This is a genomic window from Pseudomonas sp. 67(2021), from assembly GCF_017491835.1.
In the GTDB taxonomy this organism is placed as follows: Bacteria; Pseudomonadota; Gammaproteobacteria; order Pseudomonadales; family Pseudomonadaceae; genus Aquipseudomonas; species Aquipseudomonas atacamensis.
On record NZ_JAFGYL010000002.1, the window covers coordinates 40,404 to 65,245 of the forward strand.

Below are 24,842 nucleotides of genomic sequence, written 5' to 3' on the forward strand. Positions count from 1 at the left end.
GTCAGACCTAAAGGTACTTGGTGATTTGTTTGAAGGCTTCCAGCGGTGCGCGCTCGCCATTGCCTAGCGCCGAAACAGTATCTTCGAGGCAGTGGTCGATGTGATCCTGGATGAGCGTGCGTTTGGCCTGGCAGATCGCTTTCTCGACCGCATGAAGCTGCTGGGCGATATCCACGCACTGACGCCCTTCTTCGATCATGGTGATGATGCCGCGCAAATGCCCGTCCGCCCGTTTGAGGCGTTTGATGATCGCCTCATGACTTTGGTGGGTGTGGGGATGGCTGTGGTCGTGTTCGTGTTCACTCATGAGTTGAGTCTCAGGGCTCGATGAATTACGCTGGCATCGTATCCCCCCAGGGGGGATTAGGCAAATCGCTTGAGCGCCCTGTCAACGAGTTGAAACCTTTAACGCCATGTACAGCAAAACACTGATAACGACGGTAGTAATCGCGCTTGCTCTCGCCATGTTCATGGCCTGGGCCGGGCATACCTATTCGTTGTCAGTCACCTCGGGGCAGCCAGCCTGGGAGATCGCTCAGGACGTCCATCATGCTCACGGCGAAGAGTCGTCATCCAGCCACGACCGGCGATTACCTGAGCGTCAAACAGTAGTCCGGAACACATTGAGAACGAGGCCGCAAATGCGGCCTCGTTTTTTTCTGCGCGAAGAAAAGTGCTGGATTCAAATCCCGCAAATGTCCGTGCGCAACCGCCAGGCGTCCTTCGCCGGCGGCATACCGAACAAGCGGGCGTAGTCTCGACTGAACTGCGAGGGGCTTTCGTATCCGACTGCATATCCCGCCTCTGCGGCGTCGACCGCTTCGGTGACCATCAGCCGACGTGCTTCCTGTAGCCGCAACTGATTGCGAAACTCCAGCGGGCTCATCGAGGTGATCGCCTTGAAGTGCGTGTGAAACGAAGAACGGCTCATGCCAGCGATTTCGACGAGTTCATCTATTCGACACGCTTCGTTGTAGTGGCTGCGCAGCCAGGCAATGGCCTTGGCAATCTGGTTCAAGCGGCTGTCTGCTTGTGCCATCTGCCTGATGATGCTGTTGCCATTCTCGGTTAGAAGGCGATAAAGCATTTCGCGAATCACCAGCGGAGCGAGCGCTTCGATATCCCGTGGCCTGTCGAGCAGCCCGGCCAGCCGAACCGCAGCATCCAGCAGTTCTGGAGTCGTATCGTTGAGCGTAATGCCTGCCGGCGGTGCACTGACGCTCTCTTCTCTTAGCGGATGGCGCAGCGCAAGTTCACTCAACACAGCGGTATCGAGATCCAGCGCCAGGCACAGATAGGGAACAGCCTCACTCGCCTCGATGACCGAGCCCATCACCGGAAGGTCTACCGATGCAATCAGGTACTTGGCCGGATCGTAAACATAGGCGGTAGTGCCCAGCATCGCTTGTTTACGTCCCTGAGCGACAAGGCAGAGCGTTGGCTCGTACACCACAGGCATCGGCATCGTGGGCGAAGCCGAGCGAATTAGGCTGACACCCGGAATCGCGGTGCTGTAAACGCCGTCATCCCGGACGTGACGACCAATGATATCGACAAGCTTGGAAAGGGAATTCAAACACAACTCCATAACGTGACGATGCGGCGGATAGGCATCTGGTACCGGATGATCAAGCAAGAAATCAGGACGATCCTGCAACAGCCCTCCTCCGCTCATAAGTCACACTTCAAATGAAGCCCAGAGAAACTGCCGTCCACACCCGCGCCGATTCTTTGCCAATGCCTCATATAGAACAACGGCGTCGGGGAACGCAACTAGCGGCTTACAGATAACAACTACGGCCCATCCAACTCGGGACAGATTAAGGAGCACAGGAAATGACGTTTGTTCAACGCCTCTCTACAGCGCTAGCACTAGTCTTCACCACACTCATTGCAGGGCCGGCGCCCGCCGTGGCCAGCGAACCAACTACGGAACGCAATCGCCAATTCATTGCGCAAGCGTTCAACCAGTGGGCTCAAGGCGGCCGGACGTTCTTCACAGATGTCCTGGCTCCCGATGTGATCTGGACAATCAAGGGGACGAGCCCTTCGGCAGGTACTTATCGGGGCCGAAACGACTTCCTGAAACGCGCAGTCCAACCCTTCGCAAAACGGCTCGCCTCGCCCGTTCGCCCGACGGTGACGGATATCTGGGCTGAGGGCGATGACGTCGTCGTGCACTGGGACGGCACCGCCACCGCAGCCGATGGCGCGCCTTATCGCAATAGCTACGTATGGATTATGCGCATGCGAAATCTGCAGGCAGTTGAGGTCACTGCCTTTCTGGACCTGGTGCCTTATGACGACGTTATCAGGCGAATTCCGCTTAAAGCGGGCGATGGTGAATAAATAAGCCCGCCAAGATCGGCTGAAGGATCTGCCTGAAGGAAGCTGCGAGATTTTACGCAGGGCGGACATGTCACCGAATGTCGGCTTTCGGCCAGAAGCGGACATCGGCAAGCGACTGCTGACGGCCAAAAGCTGCCCATTCGATTACCGCGTAGCTCCACTCCCAGAGCGATTTATCAGGAGGCTAGACGTTGTGCTCGGATGTGACAATGATGCCTAACCGACTCGAATAGTGTATAAAAAGCAACGAATTATATCTTTCATTAGAATGGATAAAAATCAGGAATGAAGTCATCAGAAATATTTAATGCATTATCTAAGGAGGCGATGTTCTGTAAAGAGTTGTTGGGGTCTGGAGCAACTCAAATTCGTAAAGCAAACTATGCAACGCAGGGTTTGTATTTTCAGGCATTCAGTAATTTAAGCATCGGCCTCGAGCGTATGGGGAAGCTATGTCTAACGCTCAATCACTTTATTAGCGAAAATGGAAAATTCCCAACTAATGAATATCTAAAAAACAACATCGGCCATGACCTTTTAAAATTGTATAGCAAATCGCAGGAGTTGATCACGGATAGGCAGTTGAGCTTGGAGCATTCACCTGCTCTGAATGGTCTGATACATCAAAATATCATGATTGTTCTGTCGAAATTTGCAAAAGGAGATCGCTATTCGAATTTTGATTTTTTAGTTGGGTCTCGACAATCCAATCCGACTGGCGAGTGGTACTTGAAAGTTGACATGGAGATATATAAAAAAGATATAACCGAAAGAAGAAAAAAGATTATAGAAGATGAGTCTGAAATTACTGGCTCGATTATGAGCAGGTTAGGGATGGTTTGGCACACATCTGAGCAAGGAGCTGAGATAAGCACCTATGAAGACGCAAGCCATCGGACAGGCGTTTATGAAGCTGTGGCGCCAAAACGACAGCTTTATGTACTCCAGATGATTCGTTATTGGGTTGAGATTCTTTTCGAATTACAGAATTTAAGTAGACCTATTAACAACGAGGCCACCCCTTACTTTAACGAAATTCTTGGCGGGTTTGGAAATGATGACTCATATTTTCGCACCCGTAAAACTTGGGATACGATGTAGTCTTTTGAGTGGTGAATTTTATATGTTCGCTTAGTAATCATCATCGTGATGACTAAATCATATTTAGATTGCAAACCGGCAAAGGCTGTAATTTGGCGATTGCAGCCGGAGACGACTGAAAACTACCGGCAAGAAGCACTCATTCCGCGTCAGACTCGATACAGAGCCCCGATGATGTCTAACTCAGGCTTGAGTTTATCAAGCCTCGGCTGTCCAACGAGTAATGCGAGGAAGGCGGGGCAGCGACGATACAGCCAGTGTTGCGCGGAAAGCAGCATCCACCATTTAGCTTTAGTCACATTTCACGTAATAGGAGTCTTCCAAGCCCCGGTGGGACTTCAGCATCGGACCGAAGTAAATATGACAGTCCTCGCCTCCTTGCCTTTCATAGACTGGGAGTGTGTCATTGATCTGGCGAGGGACTTTCTTTCTTGCTTCAAAAGTCGCCTCTCTCTTTTCTTTGATTTTGTGGGGTTGGTTTTCTTCTTGCTCGATTTTGGCTTATCCGCTGGAGGGCAAGCTTGATTTAGAAACGTTCGAATCGCCTTCCTATAATTAAATAACATCTCAAAGCCGACGGTAATTTCTGCTCCAACCTCAGGCAACGGCTCAATAAAATCAGAAATTATAGCTAGGGACTTTTTGTTCCAGCGCCCGTTCGCGTGACACAAAGAATTTCTTACAGCAATCAGTTCATAGCAGCCCTGCTCTGACCACTTATATTCTTCCTTGATGAGGGTGGCGAGTTTTTCAACTTTGGATTGCGGCATATCGCCCGCTGTAAGTCCAAGCTTGGCTAAGGCATCTCCCATCATCTCGTCAAAAATCACAGCCAAATCTTGAATAAGCATTTTGATTAACTGGCTGGAAATTTCCCCAAAATACTCCCTCGGATCTAATCTGAACTCTAGCTTTTTGTTCTTGGTTTTTGAGGGTAATAGCATGGAAGGGTATGAGCAGACTGGTGAAATCCATCCGTTCGCATCGCGGAATCTTTCATCCAGAGACCCCAAATCACCAAAATCAACCTCTTTCGCCATGTGCAATGAATGCACAATTGTGTACAGGGTTCGGGTCCATACGTTAACTCGGTTCCAATCCATTGATTTAGTCTCTGACGTTGATATATTTAGATAAAATTCAATATTGCTATAAATGGCGAGCAATAGCCATAGGCAATAAGTGCCATCTCTTGGCCGGAAGCAGCGATTTTCGAAGGTCAGCTATCGGCCAGAACATTCACTCACGAGAAAAGGGGGAGAACAGCGGAGAAAAGGGACTGCCGATGAAAAATAAATCAGTCCCTTTTTGTCGTCCCTTTTGTCCGAGTGAACGGTTTAACAATTTATTATGATCCATTCCCAACTCTTCGCTGCCACTCTAAGCCAAATAACGGCTGCCTACGCATTGTCTTGCAGAACCCATCAAGGCCCGGATAAATGTTCGCTGCATTGATATTCATCTGGTTTAACTTTTTTAGACCACTGTAGCGTAGCTTTTTGGGAATTATGTACTTGACCATGTCAGGGTTGCCTATCTGATAATCTTTAACTGTTTCTTCATGCGAATACTTCAATGTGTTTGTAGCCACAAACAACCCTTGTTGAGAAAGCAGACGATGATTAGAAAATGTTGGTTCAAAGGCAAAAAGAAATGGATCATCAGATGCATCCTCATCTTCGAGTACTCTTGAGTAAACTTCAAGGCGATTTTTACCAAAGTATTCGTCGTCATCATTTTTTATAGCGTGATGATTTACGCAATAAACTGCAGCACTCCCTTCACCTGCCTCAAGAGCAAAAAACAATGCAATATAGGGGGAGAACGTAAAATCAAGAAGCCTAGTGGGTGCCCCATGGTGCTGCATTAACGACAACCAACTTAGACGATCAGCTTCTTTGGGTAGCGATGATAGATAAATATGTGCGTTGCACATAAAGCGATCGATCATTACTCGCTCATGCTCCAGCCTATTCATGCGCTTTTCAGTTTTTGCAAATGCCTTATGAATTGCTTGAGCCTCTTCAAATGCTCGATGTAACGAGCTTTCCAATTTCCAAGAGGAATCTTGTTGGCCACGATAGATCCATTTTCTATAATGTTTTCGTGAAACAGCTTTGTCGTACTCATCCCAGCTCTTGAGAGTTATGACTTCCATAATGATTATTTACTCATAACTATAAAAAGACGACACATATGTCGGAGTTTTTTGTCACTTGCTTCTGATAACGATCCTTGCTCATGGTCAGCACCTTTATCGGCTTTATACTCCCTGAAGCGGTGCAATGCACTTTTCTTCTAGATGGATATATTTAAATTTTACACCCTCAGTCGACTCCTTGAAAACGGCATCAAGGTCATCAAAAGAAGCAGCAACTATCGCCTGGAAGTTATTTTGACTGGCTAGCATGCGAAATAGCGCTTGCTGGCTTTTTGTGGCCATGGAGTGCTGGCCTGGCTCGTCCATCATGATGAAACCGAGGTGATTTCCGTTAATATCTCTGCTTGATGCTGTTTGGTAAAGAGCCATGATATAACTCCAGATTAAGCGAACAAAGTCACTTGCACTAGAATTTTGCGCCATATTTCCATTGCGCACGGCCTGCGCTTTTGTCTTGGCATCTGAAGGCGAGTCCACAATTTCTCGCAGTTCCAAGCGGGATAGCTGGGGTAACAGAGAGTCTTCGTTGAAAACAATGTCCGCGACATCAGCGCTATGGTAGTCGAACTCTCCCGCATTACCCCTGAAATGTTGCGCGAATCTTTGGATACGCCTTTTATCCTCTTCAGAATATCTATCTTTGGGGAGTAGCTTTCTCTTGTCTTGGTTTGCCTTGAATGCGGTGGCGAGTTTTGCCATATCTGCAAGTGAGTCTTCAAGTTTGTCAGAGAATTCCTCCAAACGTTCAATCTCCCACTCCAGCAAAACCTGCTTTTTCACAGCAGCCTGAGAGACTATGTTGCCTTTAGCTGCATCTTTGCGCAGAGACGAAAGTACGGATCGCTCTTTCTCAAGTTGACCTGAGTAATTTTGGCATATAATCTCCGCGTCGCGAATTTTCAGTTCTAGGCCCGTTTCTTGTTTAGCGAGCATTTTTGCCTGGCTTTCTAGATAATGAATGTTGGTCTCAATATCCATTGCTGAGCCGGTCAGATTTATGCTGATCAGCGAATCCTCAATATGCTGGTGACACGTCGGGCAAGAGTCGCTTGCGGCATGCAGGTGCTTGCTTGCGCCATATTCCCTAAGCTTTTTCGTGGTTTTGTTACGTGTGAGTTCTTCCTGAGTTTGTGTCTTGATCTGAATGTGGGTGCTTAGAGTTGAATTGAATATCGTCAAATTGCTTAGTGATGTTTCATAATCGTTCACCAGTTTAGTGACGATCGCCGTCTGTTGTTGCAGTTCCTCGGATATTGGAGAGTTCGGAGAGCCGTTGTCAGGATTGATAGCCAGTTCAAGGTCTCTGTATTGTCTTTTCAGTGTGGCGATGGTTGTGTAAAGGTTCGACTGTTCACCGTTCGCAGTGCGCAACGCTTGTACTTCGTTCTGCTCAAAATCTGAAGCTATTTTGTTTGGGATTCCAGTTAGATTTAGGCGTAGAACTGCAGCTTGCGAGGAGAGTTCTTTTTGCTTGGATGTCCAGTCATTGTTCAGACTGATGGACTCCAAATCCAACTCCATGCGCTGGGATTCTTGATCGAAGACACCTAGGCCAAGTAAGTATTCGACAACGCGCACGCGGGCATTGCTGACGCTATAGTAGGGTATATTCGCTATATAGTCTGTCCAACCACGTTTTTGCTCAATTGCAATCGCAGCAAAAATAGCTTGGAGGTACAGTTTGACTCGCTTTCCGTTGGAGTCGTGAATCTTGGGTAGATTTAGACCTAAAAAATGCTCAAGATAAGTAAAAAAGCCTTCCTGATAAACGGCGCTGTAGTTGTCGTGAATAAATTTGTAACTAGTGCCGCGCGTGCCTGAGTCAGGCATATGGGTTTCTATTACTTCTGCTAATTTTGTATTGTGAGTCTCGCTTTTGATCCAACGCCTGATCGTGCTCGTCTCGCCAAGATGATTTTCTATTTCTACGGTTACATAGGACTCAGTTATGTGATGCTTTTTGCTGTCATGAATAACATAGTCTCTGACAGCGTAAGAGAGCGCTGACTCTCCCTTGCCGCCTACAAGCTCCTCCATCCCTAATGAGTATAGTAGGCAGTTCACGATGGTACTTTTGCCCGAGGAGTTGGATCCGCGAATAATATTCAGACCTTTTTGAAAGGTTGTGGCGAAGCCGAACTGTGCTCCTGAACAGGAGATGTCTATGCGAAAAGATTTGATGTGCATTATTTATTCCCAGTCCCTGGCTGTTTTTGTAACCATCGTCTCGGTGAGTTTTTTACCAAGCAGGTCTAATTGCTTTTTTTCTTTGGCTAAAAACTCAGTATCGCTATTGATCTTTAGAAGGAACTCTTCGCCTGCGGGCAGGATTATTATTCCAGTCTCCTCCGGCCTTAGCAGATTCTCTTCCACAGCTATTTGGAGGGCTACTGCAAGAGCGGGATCGAATCCCCAGACAGGTATAGATAGCTGCTTATTTTTTATGGCAGCCTGGAGGTCGGCAATACGAGAGTCTTTTTTTAACGCCCAATTGATCAGATGGAGCTTCAATAGGCTGCATTTCTGGGAGCGACCGCAGATTTTAATTATTAGTAGGCATTGCGCTATCTTGTATAGCGGCCTGTGCTCCGCTAAGACTGGTGCGGGCCGAGGGTTAAACTTTAGCGTAGCCATAATATTTCACTCACTATAGTCGAGTTGGCAGGCGCCCAGCCAGTACGAGATCTCATTAGCCACTATTTGGGAGGCCAGAGCATAGTCAACTGAGGGGTTGAGCTCTCGAATCAAGAGATCCGTTAGTTCGGTTCTGATTTTTTCAGTGAGTACGTCGGGTGTAGCGTTGAGGGTGTCCGACCACTCTTCCACATGCTTATGAAATACCGAGAGAATGCGCTTAACCTTTTGGTACAGTAAAGGCGAGGCTTTGTTCAGTTCGTCATGGAAGCGGCTATATCTAAGAAAGCCCTCAAGCGTTGAAGAATAGAGGCGTTCCACCTTGGCCTTGTGAGCGCCATTCTCCATATTGAGTACAACTTTTTGAAAGCCCGCCGCTACTCTGGCAATAGATTTTCGTAGGATGTTTTCTTCGTAATTTATGCTTTCCATGTCAAAAAATGGTAGTTCTAAAGTAATACCTGGAATGTGAAGGGCTTTTCCTTCCAATGCTTGGAATGCATGAATGTCGACTTCATAATGATCCGCTGTGTGCAGATCTATCCTGAAGTCGGGACTAAGTATGGAAAGATTCCAGGCTCTAGCTTCAGCTTCCTTTGCTTTGGCATGTTTTATTAGCTTGTTATCCGAAATTTCTGGTGTGACAAAGCACCAGTTTTTTATACGAGTGTCGCCGAGCCGAGCAAAAAGTTCCGCCTCATTTGTTCGCAGCTTGCCAATATCTTTTGTGATTTTATCTCTTTGCTTTATATATAGCATGTCAGGGTTGTAGTGTTTGTTAGGGCAATAGCATTGGAATGCTACGCCGGTAGCTACATACCCTTCGATTCCCCAATCCCCAGGTGAAGCGGGCATTTCGACATAGCCATCTGCGCCGTGTCGATGCTTGAGTATTCGCTGTAACAGCGATTCCCAAGAGTTCCCGTCAAATAGGCCTAACCTAGATTGAAACATCGGGTCTTGACTCCATTCCTCTATGCTTCCTGGCCCCGAGGCTGATCCTTGAGGCGATGTGGTGTTCGCAGAATACTCAGAAGTTTCGGCATAGGCTAGCAAGAGGCTACTACGGGCTGACTAAGGAGCAATTACTCGCCGGAAGGTGACCAGACTCGAGTGGCCGCTACTGGCTGGTAGAGGTCGCGTGCGAACGTCCCCTTTTGGCCGGTAGCGTTCGCTTGTGAGCGTCCGCTAATGGCCGATTGCTGCCAGTCGCCATGGGCGCTCTGCTGCCAGGCCATGTATTCGCCTCGCGAAACCGCGCTTCAAACACCTGAACTCTCCGCAATCTCCCCTTCGCCCCGCAAAAATTCCACAAACGCCCTCAGCGGCGAAGGCATGTGACGGCGGCCGTGGTAGTAAAGAAACGGACCGTCGAATGTCTGCCACCAGTCCTCGAGAATCGGCACCAGTCGACCATCGGAGAGCGGCTCGCGCAGGAAGTCCTCGAAGGTATAGACGATGCCCAGTCCGTTGATGGCCGAGCGAATTTTCAGATCGTGCGACGACGTCAGCAGTTGCCCCTGAGGCGGGATACGCACGATACGGCCGTCTCGATGAAACTCGAATACGCCTACTTTGCCACTCTCGAAGCGATGGCCAAGCAGGTCATGGCTCGGCAGTTCTTCGGGGTGAGTGGGCGTACCGCGTTCAGCCAGATAGCCCGGGGCGGCGGCTGCAACGAAGCGTTGGCGACGCGGGCCGATGGGCACGGCGATCATGTCCTTGGCCAGGCTCTCTTCATAGCGCACGCCGGCGTCATAGCCGCCAGCGTTGACGTCGACAAAGGCGTTGTCCATGACGACTTCGACACTGACTCCTGGATAAAGGCGCAGAAAACGCGCCAGCAGGTCGGGCAACAGAAAACGTGCCACCGGCACTGGCACATTGAGCTTGAGCGTGCCGACCGGGCGCTGAGCATCGTCGTCGAGATCGTTGAAAGCGGCGTCGATTTCCTGCAAGGCCGGGCGCAGGCGCTCGAGCAATCGCTCGCCGGCTGCCGTCGGCGTGACGCTGCGCGTGGTTCGATTGAGCAGGCGCACGCCCAGGTCGCTTTCCAGCCGACGCATGCAATCGCTCAGCGACGAGGCGGACAAACCGCGTTTTTGCGCGGCAGCACGAAATCCCCCCGCCTCGACCACCGCAGCAAATATCGACACATCGGTAAGGTTTGGTTTACGCATGAACGCTTCCTCCGCAAGCGGCTGACTGTACGCCATGCCGTACGGGCCATCCACCAATGCCCGACTTATCCTCGCGCATTCGTACACCGATACTGCTCACTCGCCCCCGCCAACCGGGAACCTGTCACGCGAATGAGAATCCCCCGATGAGCCATTCACCCGCTACGCCAAGCAATACCGCGACCCAACGCCTTCTCAAGGCCACCCGAATGCTGTTCGCCATTTCCGCGATGGCCGGCACACTGGCTGCGCAGGCGACTTCCCGAACGGAGCCGAAGCCGGACTGGTCTGCCCACGATATGCCCAGCCAGAAAGGCCGCATCGTGCTGGTGACCGGAGGGACCAGCGGCATGGGCTATGAAGACGCGCTGGCCCTGACGCGCGCCGGTGCCGAGGTGATCATCGCCGCACGCAACGCCGAGCGCGGCCGCGAAGCAATCACGAAGATCAAGCAAGCCGTGCCCGAGGCGCGCGTGCAATTCGAAACGCTGGATCTTGCCAATCTGCAATCGGTGCGCGACCTCGCCAACCGTCTGCAAGGGCGCCTGCCGAGGCTCGACGTGCTGATCAACAATGCCGCGATCATGTCGCCGCCTGTTCGAGGCGTTTCCGCCGATGGCTACGAGATGCAACTGGCGACCAATTATCTGGGGCATTTCGCTTTGACCGGCCTGCTGATGCCCCTGCTACGCAAAAGCGACGATGGTCGGGTGGTCAGCCTGTCGAGCATCGCCGCCGGGCGCGCAAGCCTGAACTTCGACGACCTGCAGGCTGAGCGCAGTTACGACCCTTTTGCCAGCTACAGCCAATCGAAACTGGCGGTTCTAAAGTGGAGTATTGAGCTGCAGCAGCGCAGCGATGCCGCCGGTTGGGGGATACGCAGCATCGCCGCGCACCCCGGCGTTGCCGTGACGGATCTGATCGCCCGGGGGCCTGGCCTGGACAGTGAATTCGGCAAACAATGGGCTGTAGAGCGGGACCTGTATCATTCCGCAGCGCAGGGCGCGCTGCCCACGCTGTATGCGGCGACGGCGCTGGAGGCGGTCGGCGGCGCCTACTACGGCCCCACCGGAGATAACGAGAAGCGCGGGCCGCTGGGCTTCGCCAAGATGCCGCCGGCCGCTGCCGATCGCTCGAATTCGGCCACACTGTGGCAACTCTCCGAGCGACTGACCGGCGTCATCTACCGCTGACCGCCCGGCACGGGCAGGCCCCGTGCCATTGCCCCGCCACTCCCACAGGAGCGCAACATGGATACGTCTCTTCTTGCCCACCGCGCCGGCGCCATCATCAATGCCGAGGCTCACGAGCTGCGCCCTGCGCTCAATGGCTTTCTGCTGTTCGTTTGCCTGTTCGCCGGCTATTTCATGCTCCGTCCGATCCGCGAATCGATGGGCATCACTGCCGGCGTCGAGAACTTGCAGTGGCTGTTCACCGCGACCTTCCTGGTCATGCTGGCGGCCGTTCCGCTGTTCGCCTGGCTCAGCGCACGCGTGCCGCGCCTGCATTTCGTGGACTGGGTGTACGGATTCTTCTGCACCAACCTGCTGTTGTTCGCCGCCTTGTTCCTGGGCGAGGAAAGCCCGTGGCTGGCGCGCGTGTTTTATGTGTGGATATCGGTCTACAACCTGTTTGTCGTATCGGTCGCCTGGAGCCTGATGGCCGATGTCTTCGACAGTGCCCAGGCCAAACGTCTGTTCGCGTTCATCGCGGCGGGCGCCAGCGTCGGCGGCCTGAGTGGCCCTGCGCTGAGCGCCTTGCTGATCGGTCCGCTGGGTGAGTCCGGCCTGATGCTGCTGGCCGCTGTTCTGCTCGGCGCTGCGATGTGGTTCAAGCGCCAGCTGATGCGCTGGCGTGAACGGGGTGGCGCAGGACGCCCCGATGCCGCGCCGAGCGAAAGCCCTCGCAGGCCGTTGCCGGGAAATCCGTTCAGCGGTATGACGGCCGTTTTGAAATCACCCTACCTGCTCGGCATCTGCGGCTTTGTGGTGCTGCTGGCGACAGTCTCCACCTTCCTTTACTTCGAGCAGGCACGCGTCGTCGCCGAACACTTCCCGGACCGCGAGGCGCAGGTGCGCGTGTTCGGCATCATCGACTTTGTCGTGCAGGCAGGCGCCCTGCTCTGTCAGCTGTTCATCACTGGACGCCTCGCGCAAAGGCTCGGCGTCGGCGTGCTGTTGGCCATGGTGCCGCTGGTCATGTGTGCCGGGTTCATCGGACTGATCTTCGCGCCCGGCTTTGGCCTGATCGCCGCGCTGATGATCGTGCGCCGCATCGGTGAATACGCCTTCGTGCGTCCAGGCCGAGAGATGCTGTTTGCCCCGCTCGATGCCGAAAGCAAGTACAAGGCAAAGAACTTCATCGACACCGTGGTCTACCGCGCCGGCGATGCCATCAGTGCCTGGGCGAAAAGCGCGCTGGACGCCCTCAGCCAAGGTGCTGGCATGGCAGCGCTGGTCGGCGCGTTGTGTGCACTGCTCTGGGGGCTGCTGGGGTGGCGGCTCGGCGAGCGGGCGGACCGCCGAGCCAAGGTGGCGGGAGTGCGGCAAACCCCAGCGTAGCGTTCAACGGTCATTGACTGAGACAGGCATTGCCGTAGAATCGCCCGCCCAAAAAATCAGCTTGCAGAGCGAGAAGGAGCTTCGATGCAACGGGTGATGATTGTTGGTCAGCCTGGGTCTGGCAAAAGTACGTTGGCGCGCAGGCTTGGTGAGCGCACGGGGTTGCCGGTCGTGCATATCGACACGATCCATTGGCAGCCAGGCTGGATCGAGCGAAGCCCGGATGAGAAGACCCGACTTTGCCTGGAGGTCGAGGCGCGTGATCGCTGGATATTCGAAGGTGGCCATTCAACCACTTGGGAAAATCGCATCGCCCGTGCAGATCTGCTGATCTGGATCGATCGTTCGCCACCGCTTCGATTCTTGCGCGTCCTGCGTAGAACGCTGCTCAACCACGGTCAGTCTCGGCCTGACTTGCCGGAAAACTGCCCCGAACAGCTGGCGAACCTGCCGGAGTTTCTCAGGTTCATGTGGCGGACGAGAAAAACCTCGCGAGCCAAAATGCGCCAATTCGTGTCAACGGCGCCATCGGCTTGCCGGGTGGTTCATCTGCGGTCGAATCGAGAGACGAGGATTTTTCTTGAAAGCATTCGCCCTGCACAGGGCCAGACTTTGCAGACTGACTGACGGCTGACAGCTCCACCAGGGAACTGCCGGTGCCAGGCATCGTCCGAGCTTAAGCGTTTAAGCAAACTGCTCGCCACGAGGTTTCCGTTTGAAAGCTGCCATCGTCAAAAAATACCGTCTGATCATCAAGACCCTCGGCTACGTGGGCTGGTCTTTGTTCTGGTTGCTGCTCTGGGACATCGCCGTCACCGTCGACTTCATGCTGTTTCTCAACGCCAAGCTGAACCTGCCGTTGATGCCGCTGACCTTGCTCGGTTCAGCGTTGATCGTGTTGATCAGTTTTCGCAACAGCAGCGCTTACAACCGCTGGTGGGAAGCGCGGACGCTGTGGGGATCGATGATCAACAATTCCCGCAGCTTCGCCCGGCAGGTGCTGACGCTGCTGGACGACGCTGGTGGCGAGGTGAATCCGGTCAAATCCACGCTGTTGCGCCGCCACGTCGCTTACGTAAATTGCCTCGCCGCGCACCTGCAAGGTCAGCCGTGTCCCGACGAGGTACGTGCGTTTATTCCCGCCGAAGAATTCGCCCGCAGTGGCACAACCAATAACTTTGCCAACGATATCCTCACCGGCTCGGCGACTCTGCTCGCTCGCGAATACAAGGCCGGGCATCTGGACAGTATTCGCCTGGCGCGGCTCGAGTCGACCTTGGTGGATCTGTCCAACAGTCAGGGCGGCATGGAGCGGATCGCCAACACCCCGCTGCCCTACCCTTATGTGTATTTCCCACGGCTGTTCATTTCGCTGTTCTGCCTGATCGTCCCGATAGGACTGGTCGAATCCCTCGGTTGGTTCACGCCGCTGGCGTCGACCGTGGTCGGGTTCATGCTGCTGGCCATCGAGCGCATTGGCACCGATCTGCAGAGTCCGTTCCGCCACAGCGAACACCAGATTCAAATGGAAGCGCTGTGCGAAACCATCGAAAAGAATTTGCAATCGATGCAGCGTGATTCCTTGGGGGATGTGCGCAGGGTTGAGGAGCCCGCTTGAGGCGCTGCTTAAGCAGCAGCGCTTTTCATCAGATGCGCAGTGACTATTGACGAGTGTCCGCCGCCTCGGCCGGGTAAAACTCGCCCTGCTTGCCCATTTCTTCGAGTCGTTCGCGCGCTACCGCCTCAACACGGGCCACTGCGTCTCGATCGTCAGGGTCAACCAACTGCAAGCACAGGCGTCGAACATTTTGGTCATGGGTGCCCTCGCTGAGCATTTCGTGGGTGAAGACTTGCTCTCCACGCCACAGGCATAACTGGGTATGAGTCCCGCCGAGCCATATCTCGTTGATTGATCTCAGATCAGTGGTAGCGAGTTGATCTACGGTAATTGTCTTATCCATTGCGCCGTACCTTGAAAGAGCTTGTGTACAGGTACGACTTGCAGGCGTAGCTAGACGTTCAAGTCGTCGACAGTCCACCCACGCCCCACTTATTCGGAAGACTCTTATGAAATCGCCAAAAATCGAAGATTACATCGCTCAATGGCCATTACTGGGCGTGGACTCCGCTGCCCCTTGGGCGGTGGTTCAGGATTGCGAGAGCCGGATTCTGGAATTGCTTGAAACGCTCGGCCCGGGATACCGGCGCCACAGCAATTGTGCGATTCATGAAACCGCCATTGTTGAGCAAGGCGCCGTTCTCAAAGGCGCAATCATCATCGGAGAAAGCTGCTTCGTCGCGGCGGGGGCTTATCTACGGGGAGGTGTATACCTCGGCAAAAACTGCATCGTTGGCCCCAGCTGCGAGCTGAAAAGTACCTTCATGCTCGATGGCAGCAAGCTTGCCCACTTCAACTTCGTCGGCGACTCATTGATTGGCGAAGCGGTCAATATTGAAGCCGGTGCGATCATCGCCAACTACCGTAACGAACTGGACGGAGCCGATATCAAGATCCGCCACGAAAATCAGGTGATCGAAACAGGCGTCAGCAAATTCGGAGCGCTAGTGGGTGATGGCTGCAAGATTGGCGCAAACGCTGTGATTGCTCCTGGCGCTTTGTTGCGGCCCGATACGCGTGTTCCTCGCTTGGGGTTGATTGATCAGTTCGCTTACGATCAATAGCAATCAGCCAAAATGCACAGGCTTGCACGCCGCGGCGAGTCGAAGCGGCAAAGTTTTTTTAGCAACACGCAGCAATCAGGTTTTGGATGCCCATCTAGTCTCTTATTTATTTAACGGTAAATTTGTTGTTGGTTTTATTCGTCGTACTGTCAACAAACCAAATCGCGACCCCATCTGTTAAAACCCTGCTGCATTCCTTTCCGTATTTTTGATAGGCAACGCAGATCACATCCTCCGTAATCACCCAACTTCCTGACTGCATGGACTCGCTGGAGATCTGAATTTGTGCAGTTCCGTCAGCGCTTAATACTTGAGAAAAAGGATAGCCAGTGGAGGTTACGCTGGAGTGTTTTCGGCCTATGACCGTAGTTTTTATTTCGCTGCCCGTTAGCTGCTTTGCGGTCGCCGGTGCGTCCGCATGGGCGTCGAGCGCAGCTTGATTACCGGACGAAGCGCAGCCAATCATAAATAGAACGGCAACCGCACAAAAAAGGAGCTTTTTCATAACTATCACCCTTTCGCTTATTGAAGCGCTATAGAAGTACCGAACTTATATTAGACACGGAACGGATCGACAATATATTCGATTACTATAAAGCCAATAGCACTCCCACCTATACATCCCCAAACTATAAAGCAATCGGACACAATTAGATTTAGTTTGGTAGCGTCGCCGCGATTTAATTTTGCGAATTCACACCATTCAACTTAACGATGTAGTGCTGGCGCCCAATTGGCGATTTCCGCCCATAGCGAGCCATCAGAAATGACCGCTGAAGTCGAAAGCAAACGATGCTCCAAAACCTTGTCACCAGACAGTCACGCCAATTTCCTAATCTTCATCCCTTCCGTCGCCCCAAGAGCCCGCATTCCAAAATGCCGCCCATCACCGCCACCTCCCCACCCCGCCAAAAGATCATCCTGCGCTCCGACAACCTCACCTCTTCCGATTTCGGCGCCCTGTTCTCCAGGCTCTTCGGCAACCGCTACGCCGATACTCCGCCGCCACCTTCCAACATCATCATCGGCGGGGTCTACGGGCGGCACGACGGGGTGAGTTTTCGGCGTATGCATTACCACGGCGATTTCAGCGTCACCCTCCCCGACCCGCAGAACGAAATCACTTTCGTCATCCCCACCGCCGGCAAGATCGTTTTCAACCACGCTACCGAGTCCATCGGCATGGAGCATGTCGGCCTGGCAATCGACAAGGCGGACATCCGTTCGATGCGCTTTGTTGATGATCACGCGCACCACGGGATTTCGATCAATCGTCAGCAGCTCACCGAGCGGTTGTCGGCGCTGCTGGAGAAACCGGTCGTGCAGAAGATCGTGTTTGAGCCAAGCGTGGATCTGAATACCCCGGCATTTCAGGGCCTCAAGGCGTTGATTGATCTGGCCACGGGCACTGAGTTCGATGCCTTGATCAACAGCGGCACGTTGATGCCGTCACGGTTGCGCGAGATGTTGATCGATGCGGTGCTGGAGGCGTGGCCGCACAATTTCACCGAGGCTTTACGGGGGCCGGCGCCGTGTGTGGCGCCGCGACATGTGAAGGTGGCGATGGAGTTTATTCAGGCGCATCCGCAGCAGTTGGTCAGTGGCGTGGATCTGGCGCGGTTGAGCCATGTCAGCCAGCGCGCGTTGCAGGAAGGCTTTCGGCGTTTTGTCGGGATGTCGATCGTGGCGTATCAGCGGCAGGTGCGTTTGCAGCGCGCCTATGAGGCGTTGGCGCGAGGGCATGCAAGCTCTGTGACGGAGGTGGCGTTGAGCTTTGGCTTCAGTAATGTCGGGCGCTTTTGTCAGTATTTTCAAAGCGCTTACGGCGTAAGCCCAGCGGAATTGAAGGCCAGGCGTTGACCATTCGGTCCGGCGAAACCTGCATTTGATTGAACAGCAGGAATCTCACGGCGACTAACCCAGACAGGTCGTTTGACGGCACCGCCGATTCAAGCGGCGTTTACCTGGCTGCGACCCGACGGTGCGTTTCTGCGCGCGTCGGTGCAGGCTTCGCAAGGGGGTTTCCATGACCGAGGATTTCATCGGCTTTTTCACGGCTCACACGATTTTAGGAATTTCACTGGCGAACTGGGTGCTGGCGTTCCTCGCCGCGACACTCAGTTATCTGCTGACCACCACGGCGATCCGTTTCGTCTTCCGCAAGGTCCAGGCGCGGGCCAGCGCCGGCAACGGACATCTGACTTACATGGCCAGCGAAGTGCTGGCGGCAACCAGCACCACGTTGCTGCTGTTGGCATCGATTCTGGTCGGCATCGGTTTGCTGGATTTGCCGGAGCGCTGGCTCGGGCGGGTCAGCAGTTTATGGTTCGTGGTGGCGGCGTTGCAGGTCGGCCTGTGGACCAACCGCGCGCTGGCGCTGGGGTTGCATCGGTATTTCTCGCGGCATAACGCGACCGGCACTTTTCAGGCGAGCGCCCTGGCGACCCTGAGCCTGTGGGGCGTCAAGGTGTTGCTGTGGGCGGTTATTCTGCTGGCGATGCTGTCGAACCTGGGCGTCAACATCACTGCATTCGTCGCCAGCCTGGGTGTCGGCGGTATCGCGGTGGCGCTGGCGGTGCAGAACATTCTCGGCGACGTGTTCGCCTCGCTGTCGATTGCCGTCGACAAGCCGTTTGAGGTGGGCGATTTCATCGTCGTCGGCACGCTGGCCGGTACGGTCGAGCACGTCGGCCTGAAGACCACGCGCATCCGCAGTCTCGGCGGTGAACAGATTGTCATGGCCAACGCCGACATGATCGGCAGCACCATTCAGAACTACAAACGCTTGCAGGAGCGTCGAGTGGTGTTCGAGTTTCGTCTGACATACGAGTGCACCAGCGAACAGATCCGCCAGATCACCCAACGCGTTGAAAGCATCATCAAGAACGAAAAACAGGCACGCTTCGACCGCTGCCATTTCCGCAGTTTTGGTGAGAGCGCGCTGGAATTCGAGACGGTGTACATCGTTCTGGACGCCAGCTACAACGTCTACATGGACGTGCAGCAACGCATCAACCTGGCAATCATGGAAGCGGTGGCCGAGCTGGACGCGACGTTCGCCTTCCCGGCGCGCACCGTGCATGTCGCCTCCCTGCCCGAACCCAGCGCGCAGCCAGCACGCACACAGCAACCTTCGCGTGCGCAGCATGCTTGAGCGCAAGAGCCCGGCAATTTGCCGGGCTCGCTGTGTTCAAAACGCGTAACTGGCCTTGAGTCCGCCATTGAAACCATGGCTGTCACCGCCACCGTTGGCCCCGACCTCAGCGCCTACACTCAGTGCGCCGAGGTTGGCCATCAGATTAACGCCGCCGCTGAACTGGTCGCGGTTGTCGAACGCCGCGCGCTGCTCGATATCCAGCCCCAGCAGCTGGCCTTCGCTGTCGACTTGCTGATTGCCGAGCGCACGTTCATAGCCCACGCGAACACCCGGGACCAACTGCCACGCACCCATCGTCACCGGGGCAAATGACACGTCGAGATTGGCCACCGCGCTGCGGCGGGTCTGCTCAATGCCATCGACGTCGAGCGCCAGCTCACTGCCCTTCTCTTTGAAACCTTGCAAGTCGAGATGACTGACGCGAAAGCCCAGGCTCGGTTCGACAATCACGCTGCTGAGCGGCAGGCGATAACCCAACGCCACGGTCGCGCCAGTGAGATTGCCGTGAGTGTCGCCCTTGGCAGTGCCGAGGCCACCGCCAAGCTCGCGTTTGCTGTCGTAGTCGACATAACCGGCGCTGGCGTTGGCGTCGACAAACAAGCCGCGCTCAAGGCTGATGAAGCCGTAACGCGCACCGAGGTTGAGGAAGGTGAAGTCCGTATCGGCCTCGCCACCCGCTCCGCCCACGCTGCCCTTGCTGTAGCCAAAGCTGCCGCGCGCGCTGAGTTGTTCGCTGAAGCGCTGGGTGATGCCGAGCATCAGGCCCTGGCTGTGTTCGTTGCTGCTCTCGGCATGGGCCGAGCCGTCGGTGCCGAGGTAGCTGGCGAGCGCGGTGCTCCAGAGGCGGTATTGGCCGACCTTCAAATCGCTGCCGCTGGCGAACGGTGCGGCGGCTTGTTCGATCATCGTGTTCTGCCGCAGCAGGTAGCTGGCCGCATCGGCGTGAACCTGACCGCCGACTTGAGATTCGACACCGCCCAGGCTGCCGGCGTCGATCGCCGATTGCAGGTAGTAGTTGTAGGCGCTGTAGGTGCCGGACAGCTCGGAGTTCTGCAACTGCCGCAGCAATTCGGCACCAGCGGCGGCGTTGCCGACCAGCCCGGCCTGCCCCGGCAAGCTGTTGTACTCGACCAGTTTGCCGCGCAGTACGTAAATGGTTTCCTGGGACAGACCGAGGCCCTGCTTGAGGTAGTTGTCCATGCTGCCGTACTCAGCGGCGACCTGGTCGAGACCGGCCTGCAGGTAACTGGCCTGCACCCCGAGCAGCGGCCCGTAGACAGCGGCCATGCTCGGCGGCAGCGCTTTCAGGGTCGCGGCGACACGGGCGGCGGTGTAGTCGTTGGTCGCCAGATAATTGGCCATGATCGTCGCCTCATCGACGCCAGCGATGCTCTGCAACACGGCGGCGGTCCAGCCGGTGCGATCCTTGCCGGCGGTGCAGTGGAACAGCTGCGCAGCGTCGACACTGGCCAGCTCATTGAACAACTGGCCGAACTGCCCGCGCATGCCGGCATCGCTGACGAAAGCGCGGTTGGTTTCCTCCATCATCGCCACCGCTTCGGCGGCGCTGTGGAACGAGATATTGGTGATGTCCGCACCCGAGGTGGTGCTGCCGATGATGTCGATATTGCGATAGGCCGCGCCCGTGATCATCGTGTCGGGCGTCGCGGCGATTTCGCTGGGCGTGCGCAAATCGTAAATGGCTTTGATGCCGAGACCATTGAGCGTCGCCAGATCCGTCGCCGACGGCGTCAATGCGTTGGAGCGGTAGAACACGCCGCTGCGCATCACGCCGTCGTGGGTGGTGGAGTACGCGGTGGTGATGCCGGCGATGTCGCGAAAGTTGTCGATGCCGGACAAGCGCGGCGTATCAAGGGTGACAGGCTCGGCCGCGTGGGCAGCGGCGATGGACAGGCTCAGAACGGACAGCGAACACAGAAGACGTTGGAACACAGTGCAGCCTCATGAAATCAGCGTTGGGCTGGTCACTATGGGCAGGCGAGTGGGAAGGAATATGACAGTTTCGGCTGGCGACAAAATACCTGCGCGACTGGGCCGTGGAGTGCGTGATCGGTCCATCAATCCTGCTTGGATGTGTTGAAGATCCCTGTGGCAGCGAGCCTGCTCATGAAAGCGGCGTGTCAGCCGATTATATTCAAACTGAAAAAAAGCTTTCGCGAGCAGGCTCGCTCCCACAGGGTTTGGGGAAGTATCCGTTTTTTCAATTTGTCGCGCGCAATGCCAACCCCTTATAAGACTGCCATCACTTTCAAGAACAAGAGGCTGTACCCATGAGCAACGCCTGGAACGAAGGTTATTTCACCGACGAAGGCTACACCTACAGCTATAGCCGGGAGATCAATCCGGTGTTCCTGCGTTACTGCCTGTTGCTGCGCGGCTTTGCCACGCTGGAAAGCAGCGACGGCGTGCACTGCGAACTGGGTTTCGGTCAGGGCGTGTCGATCAACATCCACGCCACCGCCAACCCGGGCTCGTTTGTTGGCACGGACTTTCATCCGGGTATGGCGGCCCATGCCATCGACCTCGCGACTGCCGCCAACAATGGCGCCCGTCTGTATGACGACAGCTTCGAACAACTGCTGGCGCGCAATGATCTGCCGCAGTTCGACAGCATCAGCCTGCACGGTATCTGGACCTGGGTCAGCCGCGACAACCAGAAACTGATCGTCGAATTCGCCCGCCGTCACCTTAAACCCGGCGGCATGCTCTACGTCAGCTACAACTGCTTCCCCGGCTGGTCGCCGTCGGCGCCGCTGCGCAATCTGTTCAGCCTGCATGACCGTTTCGCCAATGCCTCGGCGCGCTCCGATGAGCGTATTGACGCCGCACTGGAGTTTTCCGAAGCGCTGCTCGCGGCCAATCCGAAGTATGCCGCTGCGGCGCCGAGTCTCGGCGCGCGGCTGCAAAGCATCAAGGGCCAGGATCGTCACTACGTCGCCCACGAATATTTCAACCGCGACTGGAACTGCATGTACTTCGCCGACATGGTCGACGCGCTGGCCCCGGCCAAACTCGACTACGCCACCACGGCAGTGCCGCTGGACTCAATCGACCCGCTCAACCTGAGCGCCGAAGGCATGGACTTTCTGGAAACCATCGAACACCCGATCATGCGCGAGCAAGCGCGGGACTACTTCGTCAACCAGCACTTCCGCCGCGATCTGTACGTGCGTGGCGCGACGCGCCTGTCCGCTGCCGAACGCCGGGCGAGGATGCTGCACAGCCGTTTCGCGTTGCTGCAACCCTGGGAAACTGTCGCGGGTTCGGTCACCGGTCCTGCCGGCGAAGCGACCCTGCAAGCGGAAATCTACGGCCCGGTGCTCGATGCCTTGGCGGCGCAGAACTATGCGGCCAAATCAATGCGCCAATTGCTCTCCGAGACTGCAATGGCTTACGACGACCTCGAACAAGCCTTGGCCGTGCTGATCGGTATGGGCGCGGTCGCTCCGTGCCAAAGCGAGGCCGCCGAGGCGCAGGTCAGCGGTCGCTGCGCCGCGCTCAATCTGCAACTGTGCAAACGCTCGCTGTACGGCGCCAACATCCAGACCCTGGCCAGCCCGGTCACCGGTGGTGGCGTGACGGTCAGCCGCTTCCAGCAGTTGTTCCTGATCTCGATCAAGCAAGGCAAACAGCAGCCGGCCGAATGGGCGCAACTGGCGTGGGGGGTGATCAGCGAACAAGGTGAAGTGCTGGTCGACAATGGCCAACCGCTGCTCACCGCTGAAGCCAATATCGCTGCGTTGACCGCACAGGCGCAGGTGTTTGCCGAGCAAACGCTGCCTGTGCTGAGGGCGCTTAAAATCGCTTGATTGCAAACGAACCAAGGTGGGAGCGAGCCTGCTCGCGAAAGCGCTGGATCAGCCGCCAAATCGGTGACTGACGTACCGCATTCGCGAGCAGGCTCGCTCCCACATTGGTCGAGGAACGTGGCTAAGCCAACCGTCCTGTTTGCGGAACTTTCCGCGCTCTGCCGCCCGTCCTGCCACTCGGCAAAAAACGAAATTTCTGCTGCGCGCCCTCCTCACAAACTATGCATGCGCCAACGCCCACAAGGGCAAGGCGCGATAGCCTGGTCTGAGGAAAATTTGAATGTTCATACATAACAAGCGACTTCAGTACACCGTTCGCGTGGCCGAGCCCAACCCGGGTCTGGCCAATCTGCTGTTGGAACAATTCGGGGGCGCCAATGGCGAACTGGCCGCGGCAGCGCGCTATTTCACCCAAGCCTTGGCCGAGGAAGATCCGGGACGCAAAGACCTTCTGCTGGATATTGCCACCGAAGAGTTGAGTCACCTGGAGGTCGTCGGCTCGATCATCGTCATGCTCAACAAAGGCGCCAAAGGTCAACTGGCAGAGGGCGTTCAAGAGGAAGGTGAGCTGTATCGCGCGCTGAATGGCGCCGGCAATGACTCGCACATCACCAGCCTGCTTTATGGTGCCGGCGCGCCTCTGGTCAATTCGGCTGGTGTGCCTTGGACGGCGGCCTACGTTGACTCGATCACCGAGCCGACCGCTGACTTCCGCTCCAATATCGCAGCCGAAGCGCGGGCGAAAATTCTCTACGAACGCTTGATCAACATCACCGATGATCCGGGCGTCAAAGAGGCGCTGGGCTTCTTGATGACGCGGGAAATCGCCCATCAACAGTCCTTCGAAAAAGCCCTGCATTCGATCCAGCCGAACTTCCCGCAGGGCAAACTGCCGGGCATGCCGGAGTTCACCAACAAGTACTTCAACATGTCTGGCGAGCCCAACGTTCGTGGTCCGTGGAACGAGGGCGGCGCGTGGGAATATGTGGAAACTCCAGAGCCGGCAGTTGACGGCGGTGACGGTCTGGCGACGGTCAGCCTCCCTGCTGACGACGCAGAGGTCCTGGAAGCCATGAAGATTCGCACGGCGTCTGACCCACTCAGCGAGCCGGTGACCGGTGCTGATTTGGGCTCCGGTTACGTGCAAGGCAAAGATGTCTGAACCCCGTCCGGCGGCCCCGGATCGGGTCGCCACTTGCTCAAGGTGATCAACATGAAAAACAGCAAAGTCCTGGCGCTGACCTCTGAACATTTTCAACGTTTGATGGAGCACGCTTACGCCGGTTTTGAGCTGGACTGCAAACAGGCCTGTCGGGGATTGAAAGTCAGCATGGCGGTGAATGTATTTGGCCTGGGCACCCTGCTGCCGAATAATTTCGCTGAGGAGACTGCCGTTCCGGCAGCGGACGCACATCCAGCCGTCGACGACGCCTTGCCCACGATGCCGGTGGTCGCCAAGCGCGTATTGGCGCAGCGCAACCGTTCCATCGACGGGGCGGAAAGTTTTCATCGGTAACAGGAGCGCGACATGAGAACGTATAAAAACCTGAGTTTCCCCTCAAGCCTGGGTGTCGCCCCGGGACTCCAGTTTCTGCTGGGCTGTGCGATATTCGCCGGCGGAACGCTGATCCTGATGAGCGAACTGGCGGCAACCTTCTTTGCGATGTGAACCTTGGTTTGCTATCGGGCGTTCAAAACAGCACCGCAGCCGCTTCCCTCATGAAGATCTCAACGGTCTTCGGCCCTATCCCCTCGAACTCGGACAGGCGCTTCTCCAGCGCCTTACGATCCGCGCTCGCCGCCACGATATTAGTGACCTTGCCGGCGTACTCGCTGTTGAGCTTGTTGGCCAACGCGAGCAATCGCGACGCCGTGCTCTCGTCGTAGCGCACGTAACGCGCCTGCCCCAGCATCGATACCAATTGACGGTGCGTACACTGCGCGAGCTTTTGCGGGGTGTCTTTGTGGTGCTGCTCTACTATGACCTGATACGCCTTGGCGGCGATGGCGCCCTGAATCCTTTTGCCCATCAGAAAACTGGCCAGCAGCCATTGGAACAGGCCGGTTTCGCTGGCGTTTTGCAGGTCGATGTTCAAGTCACCGGCCGTGATGATATCGCTCACAAGTCTCACCTCAAGGCGCGCTTCAATTACAGATGTTGACCCGGCACGGCTTTGAACGATCCAA

General features: G+C 55.4%; 25 protein-coding genes. 13 read left to right on the top strand and 12 right to left on the bottom strand.

Annotated elements, in window-relative coordinates; genetic code table 11:
• Window positions 1-7: 7 nt before the first annotated feature.
• Together J5M66_RS03725 and J5M66_RS03730 are read right to left on the bottom strand one after the other, a co-directional pair.
• Window positions 8-307 (bottom strand): metal-sensing transcriptional repressor, encoded by a 300-nt coding sequence (locus J5M66_RS03725; protein WP_016774379.1) that lies wholly within the window; start codon window positions 305-307, stop codon window positions 8-10.
• Window positions 308-682: 375 nt separating this feature from the next.
• Window positions 683-1,657: an AraC family transcriptional regulator gene (locus J5M66_RS03730; protein WP_243432888.1), complete on the bottom strand. Its 975-nt coding sequence runs from the start codon at window positions 1,655-1,657 to the stop codon at window positions 683-685.
• 179 nt (window positions 1,658-1,836) lie between these two features.
• Here J5M66_RS03730 and J5M66_RS03735 point away from each other — a divergent pair, with 179 nt between their 5' ends.
• Together J5M66_RS03735 and J5M66_RS03740 are read left to right on the top strand one after the other, a co-directional pair.
• Window positions 1,837-2,349: a nuclear transport factor 2 family protein gene (locus tag J5M66_RS03735; protein ID WP_207807227.1), complete on the top strand. Its 513-nt coding sequence runs from the start codon at window positions 1,837-1,839 to the stop codon at window positions 2,347-2,349.
• Between the two features lie 285 nt (window positions 2,350-2,634).
• Complete coding sequence (locus J5M66_RS03740; RefSeq protein WP_207807228.1) at window positions 2,635-3,450, top strand: hypothetical protein; 816 nt, start codon at window positions 2,635-2,637, stop codon at window positions 3,448-3,450.
• 338 nt (window positions 3,451-3,788) lie between these two features.
• On the opposite strand, the gene J5M66_RS03745 is transcribed toward J5M66_RS03740, so the two are convergent.
• The 6 genes from J5M66_RS03745 to J5M66_RS03770 form a co-directional block, all read right to left on the bottom strand.
• Window positions 3,789-4,490: a hypothetical protein gene (locus J5M66_RS03745; RefSeq protein WP_207807229.1), complete on the bottom strand. Its 702-nt coding sequence runs from the start codon at window positions 4,488-4,490 to the stop codon at window positions 3,789-3,791.
• Window positions 4,491-4,798: 308 nt separating this feature from the next.
• A complete protein-coding gene (locus J5M66_RS03750) occupies window positions 4,799-5,608 on the bottom strand; it encodes an FRG domain-containing protein (RefSeq protein WP_207807230.1) in 810 nt (269 codons plus the stop codon).
• A 105-nt stretch (window positions 5,609-5,713) separates the two neighbouring features.
• Window positions 5,714-7,798 carry an AAA family ATPase gene (locus tag J5M66_RS03755; RefSeq protein WP_207807231.1) on the bottom strand — a complete coding sequence of 695 codons (2,085 nt, stop codon included), beginning with the start codon at window positions 7,796-7,798 and terminating at the stop codon, window positions 5,714-5,716.
• A gap of 3 nt (window positions 7,799-7,801) precedes the next feature.
• Entirely contained in the window at window positions 7,802-8,122 is a 321-nt protein-coding gene (locus tag J5M66_RS03760; RefSeq protein ID WP_166497424.1) for a hypothetical protein, read from the bottom strand.
• Window positions 8,123-8,251: 129 nt separating this feature from the next.
• Window positions 8,252-9,100, bottom strand: coding sequence for a hypothetical protein (locus J5M66_RS03765; RefSeq protein ID WP_207807232.1), 849 nt, complete (start codon window positions 9,098-9,100; stop codon window positions 8,252-8,254).
• 407 nt (window positions 9,101-9,507) lie between these two features.
• The gene (locus tag J5M66_RS03770) at window positions 9,508-10,425 is read right to left on the bottom strand and encodes a LysR family transcriptional regulator (RefSeq protein WP_207807233.1); all 918 of its coding nucleotides are present in this window, start codon (window positions 10,423-10,425) and stop codon (window positions 9,508-9,510) included.
• A gap of 209 nt (window positions 10,426-10,634) precedes the next feature.
• Here J5M66_RS03770 and J5M66_RS03775 point away from each other — a divergent pair, with 209 nt between their 5' ends.
• From J5M66_RS03775 to J5M66_RS03790, 4 genes are all read left to right on the top strand, one after another.
• On the top strand, window positions 10,635-11,618 hold the full coding sequence (locus J5M66_RS03775; protein WP_243432887.1) for an SDR family oxidoreductase: 984 nt from the start codon (window positions 10,635-10,637) through the stop codon (window positions 11,616-11,618).
• A gap of 57 nt (window positions 11,619-11,675) precedes the next feature.
• Entirely contained in the window at window positions 11,676-12,986 is a 1,311-nt protein-coding gene (locus tag J5M66_RS03780; protein ID WP_207807235.1) for an MFS transporter, read from the top strand.
• 84 nt (window positions 12,987-13,070) lie between these two features.
• Window positions 13,071-13,613, top strand: a complete 543-nt coding sequence (locus tag J5M66_RS03785; RefSeq protein WP_207807236.1) for an AAA family ATPase — start codon at window positions 13,071-13,073, stop codon at window positions 13,611-13,613.
• An 88-nt stretch (window positions 13,614-13,701) separates the two neighbouring features.
• On the top strand, window positions 13,702-14,604 hold the full coding sequence (locus J5M66_RS03790) for a bestrophin family ion channel (RefSeq protein ID WP_024012629.1): 903 nt from the start codon (window positions 13,702-13,704) through the stop codon (window positions 14,602-14,604).
• A 43-nt stretch (window positions 14,605-14,647) separates the two neighbouring features.
• On the opposite strand, the gene J5M66_RS03795 is transcribed toward J5M66_RS03790, so the two are convergent.
• The gene (locus tag J5M66_RS03795) at window positions 14,648-14,947 is read right to left on the bottom strand and encodes a hypothetical protein (protein WP_207807237.1); all 300 of its coding nucleotides are present in this window, start codon (window positions 14,945-14,947) and stop codon (window positions 14,648-14,650) included.
• 106 nt (window positions 14,948-15,053) lie between these two features.
• Between J5M66_RS03795 and J5M66_RS03800 the strand changes: the two genes are divergently transcribed.
• The gene (locus J5M66_RS03800; protein WP_024012628.1) at window positions 15,054-15,668 is read left to right on the top strand and encodes a transferase; all 615 of its coding nucleotides are present in this window, start codon (window positions 15,054-15,056) and stop codon (window positions 15,666-15,668) included.
• Window positions 15,669-15,774: 106 nt separating this feature from the next.
• Here J5M66_RS03800 and J5M66_RS03805 read toward each other — a convergent pair whose 3' ends face one another.
• Window positions 15,775-16,173: a hypothetical protein gene (locus J5M66_RS03805; protein ID WP_016774367.1), complete on the bottom strand. Its 399-nt coding sequence runs from the start codon at window positions 16,171-16,173 to the stop codon at window positions 15,775-15,777.
• A 371-nt stretch (window positions 16,174-16,544) separates the two neighbouring features.
• Between J5M66_RS03805 and J5M66_RS03810 the strand changes: the two genes are divergently transcribed.
• Both J5M66_RS03810 and J5M66_RS03815 read left to right on the top strand, forming a co-directional pair.
• Window positions 16,545-17,528 (top strand): AraC family transcriptional regulator, encoded by a 984-nt coding sequence (locus J5M66_RS03810; RefSeq protein ID WP_206422196.1) that lies wholly within the window; start codon window positions 16,545-16,547, stop codon window positions 17,526-17,528.
• A 166-nt stretch (window positions 17,529-17,694) separates the two neighbouring features.
• The gene (locus J5M66_RS03815; protein ID WP_016774365.1) at window positions 17,695-18,822 is read left to right on the top strand and encodes a mechanosensitive ion channel family protein; all 1,128 of its coding nucleotides are present in this window, start codon (window positions 17,695-17,697) and stop codon (window positions 18,820-18,822) included.
• Between the two features lie 36 nt (window positions 18,823-18,858).
• Here J5M66_RS03815 and J5M66_RS03820 read toward each other — a convergent pair whose 3' ends face one another.
• Window positions 18,859-20,778 (bottom strand): tyrosine-protein phosphatase, encoded by a 1,920-nt coding sequence (locus J5M66_RS03820; RefSeq protein ID WP_207807238.1) that lies wholly within the window; start codon window positions 20,776-20,778, stop codon window positions 18,859-18,861.
• Between the two features lie 338 nt (window positions 20,779-21,116).
• On the opposite strand from J5M66_RS03820, the gene J5M66_RS03825 reads away from it, so the two are divergent.
• From J5M66_RS03825 to J5M66_RS03840, 4 genes are all read left to right on the top strand, one after another.
• Window positions 21,117-22,655, top strand: a complete 1,539-nt coding sequence (locus J5M66_RS03825; protein WP_207807239.1) for a class I SAM-dependent methyltransferase — start codon at window positions 21,117-21,119, stop codon at window positions 22,653-22,655.
• A gap of 280 nt (window positions 22,656-22,935) precedes the next feature.
• Window positions 22,936-23,817: a manganese catalase family protein gene (locus J5M66_RS03830; protein ID WP_016774362.1), complete on the top strand. Its 882-nt coding sequence runs from the start codon at window positions 22,936-22,938 to the stop codon at window positions 23,815-23,817.
• Window positions 23,818-23,868: 51 nt separating this feature from the next.
• Window positions 23,869-24,171, top strand: a complete 303-nt coding sequence (locus tag J5M66_RS03835) for a hypothetical protein (RefSeq protein ID WP_207807240.1) — start codon at window positions 23,869-23,871, stop codon at window positions 24,169-24,171.
• Between the two features lie 12 nt (window positions 24,172-24,183).
• Window positions 24,184-24,324 carry a hypothetical protein gene (locus J5M66_RS03840; RefSeq protein WP_185757841.1) on the top strand — a complete coding sequence of 47 codons (141 nt, stop codon included), beginning with the start codon at window positions 24,184-24,186 and terminating at the stop codon, window positions 24,322-24,324.
• Between the two features lie 22 nt (window positions 24,325-24,346).
• Here the strand turns inward: J5M66_RS03840 and J5M66_RS03845 are convergent, their stop codons facing one another.
• Entirely contained in the window at window positions 24,347-24,778 is a 432-nt protein-coding gene (locus J5M66_RS03845) for a DNA methylase (protein ID WP_207807241.1), read from the bottom strand.
• Between the last annotated feature and the right edge of the window lie 64 nt (window positions 24,779-24,842).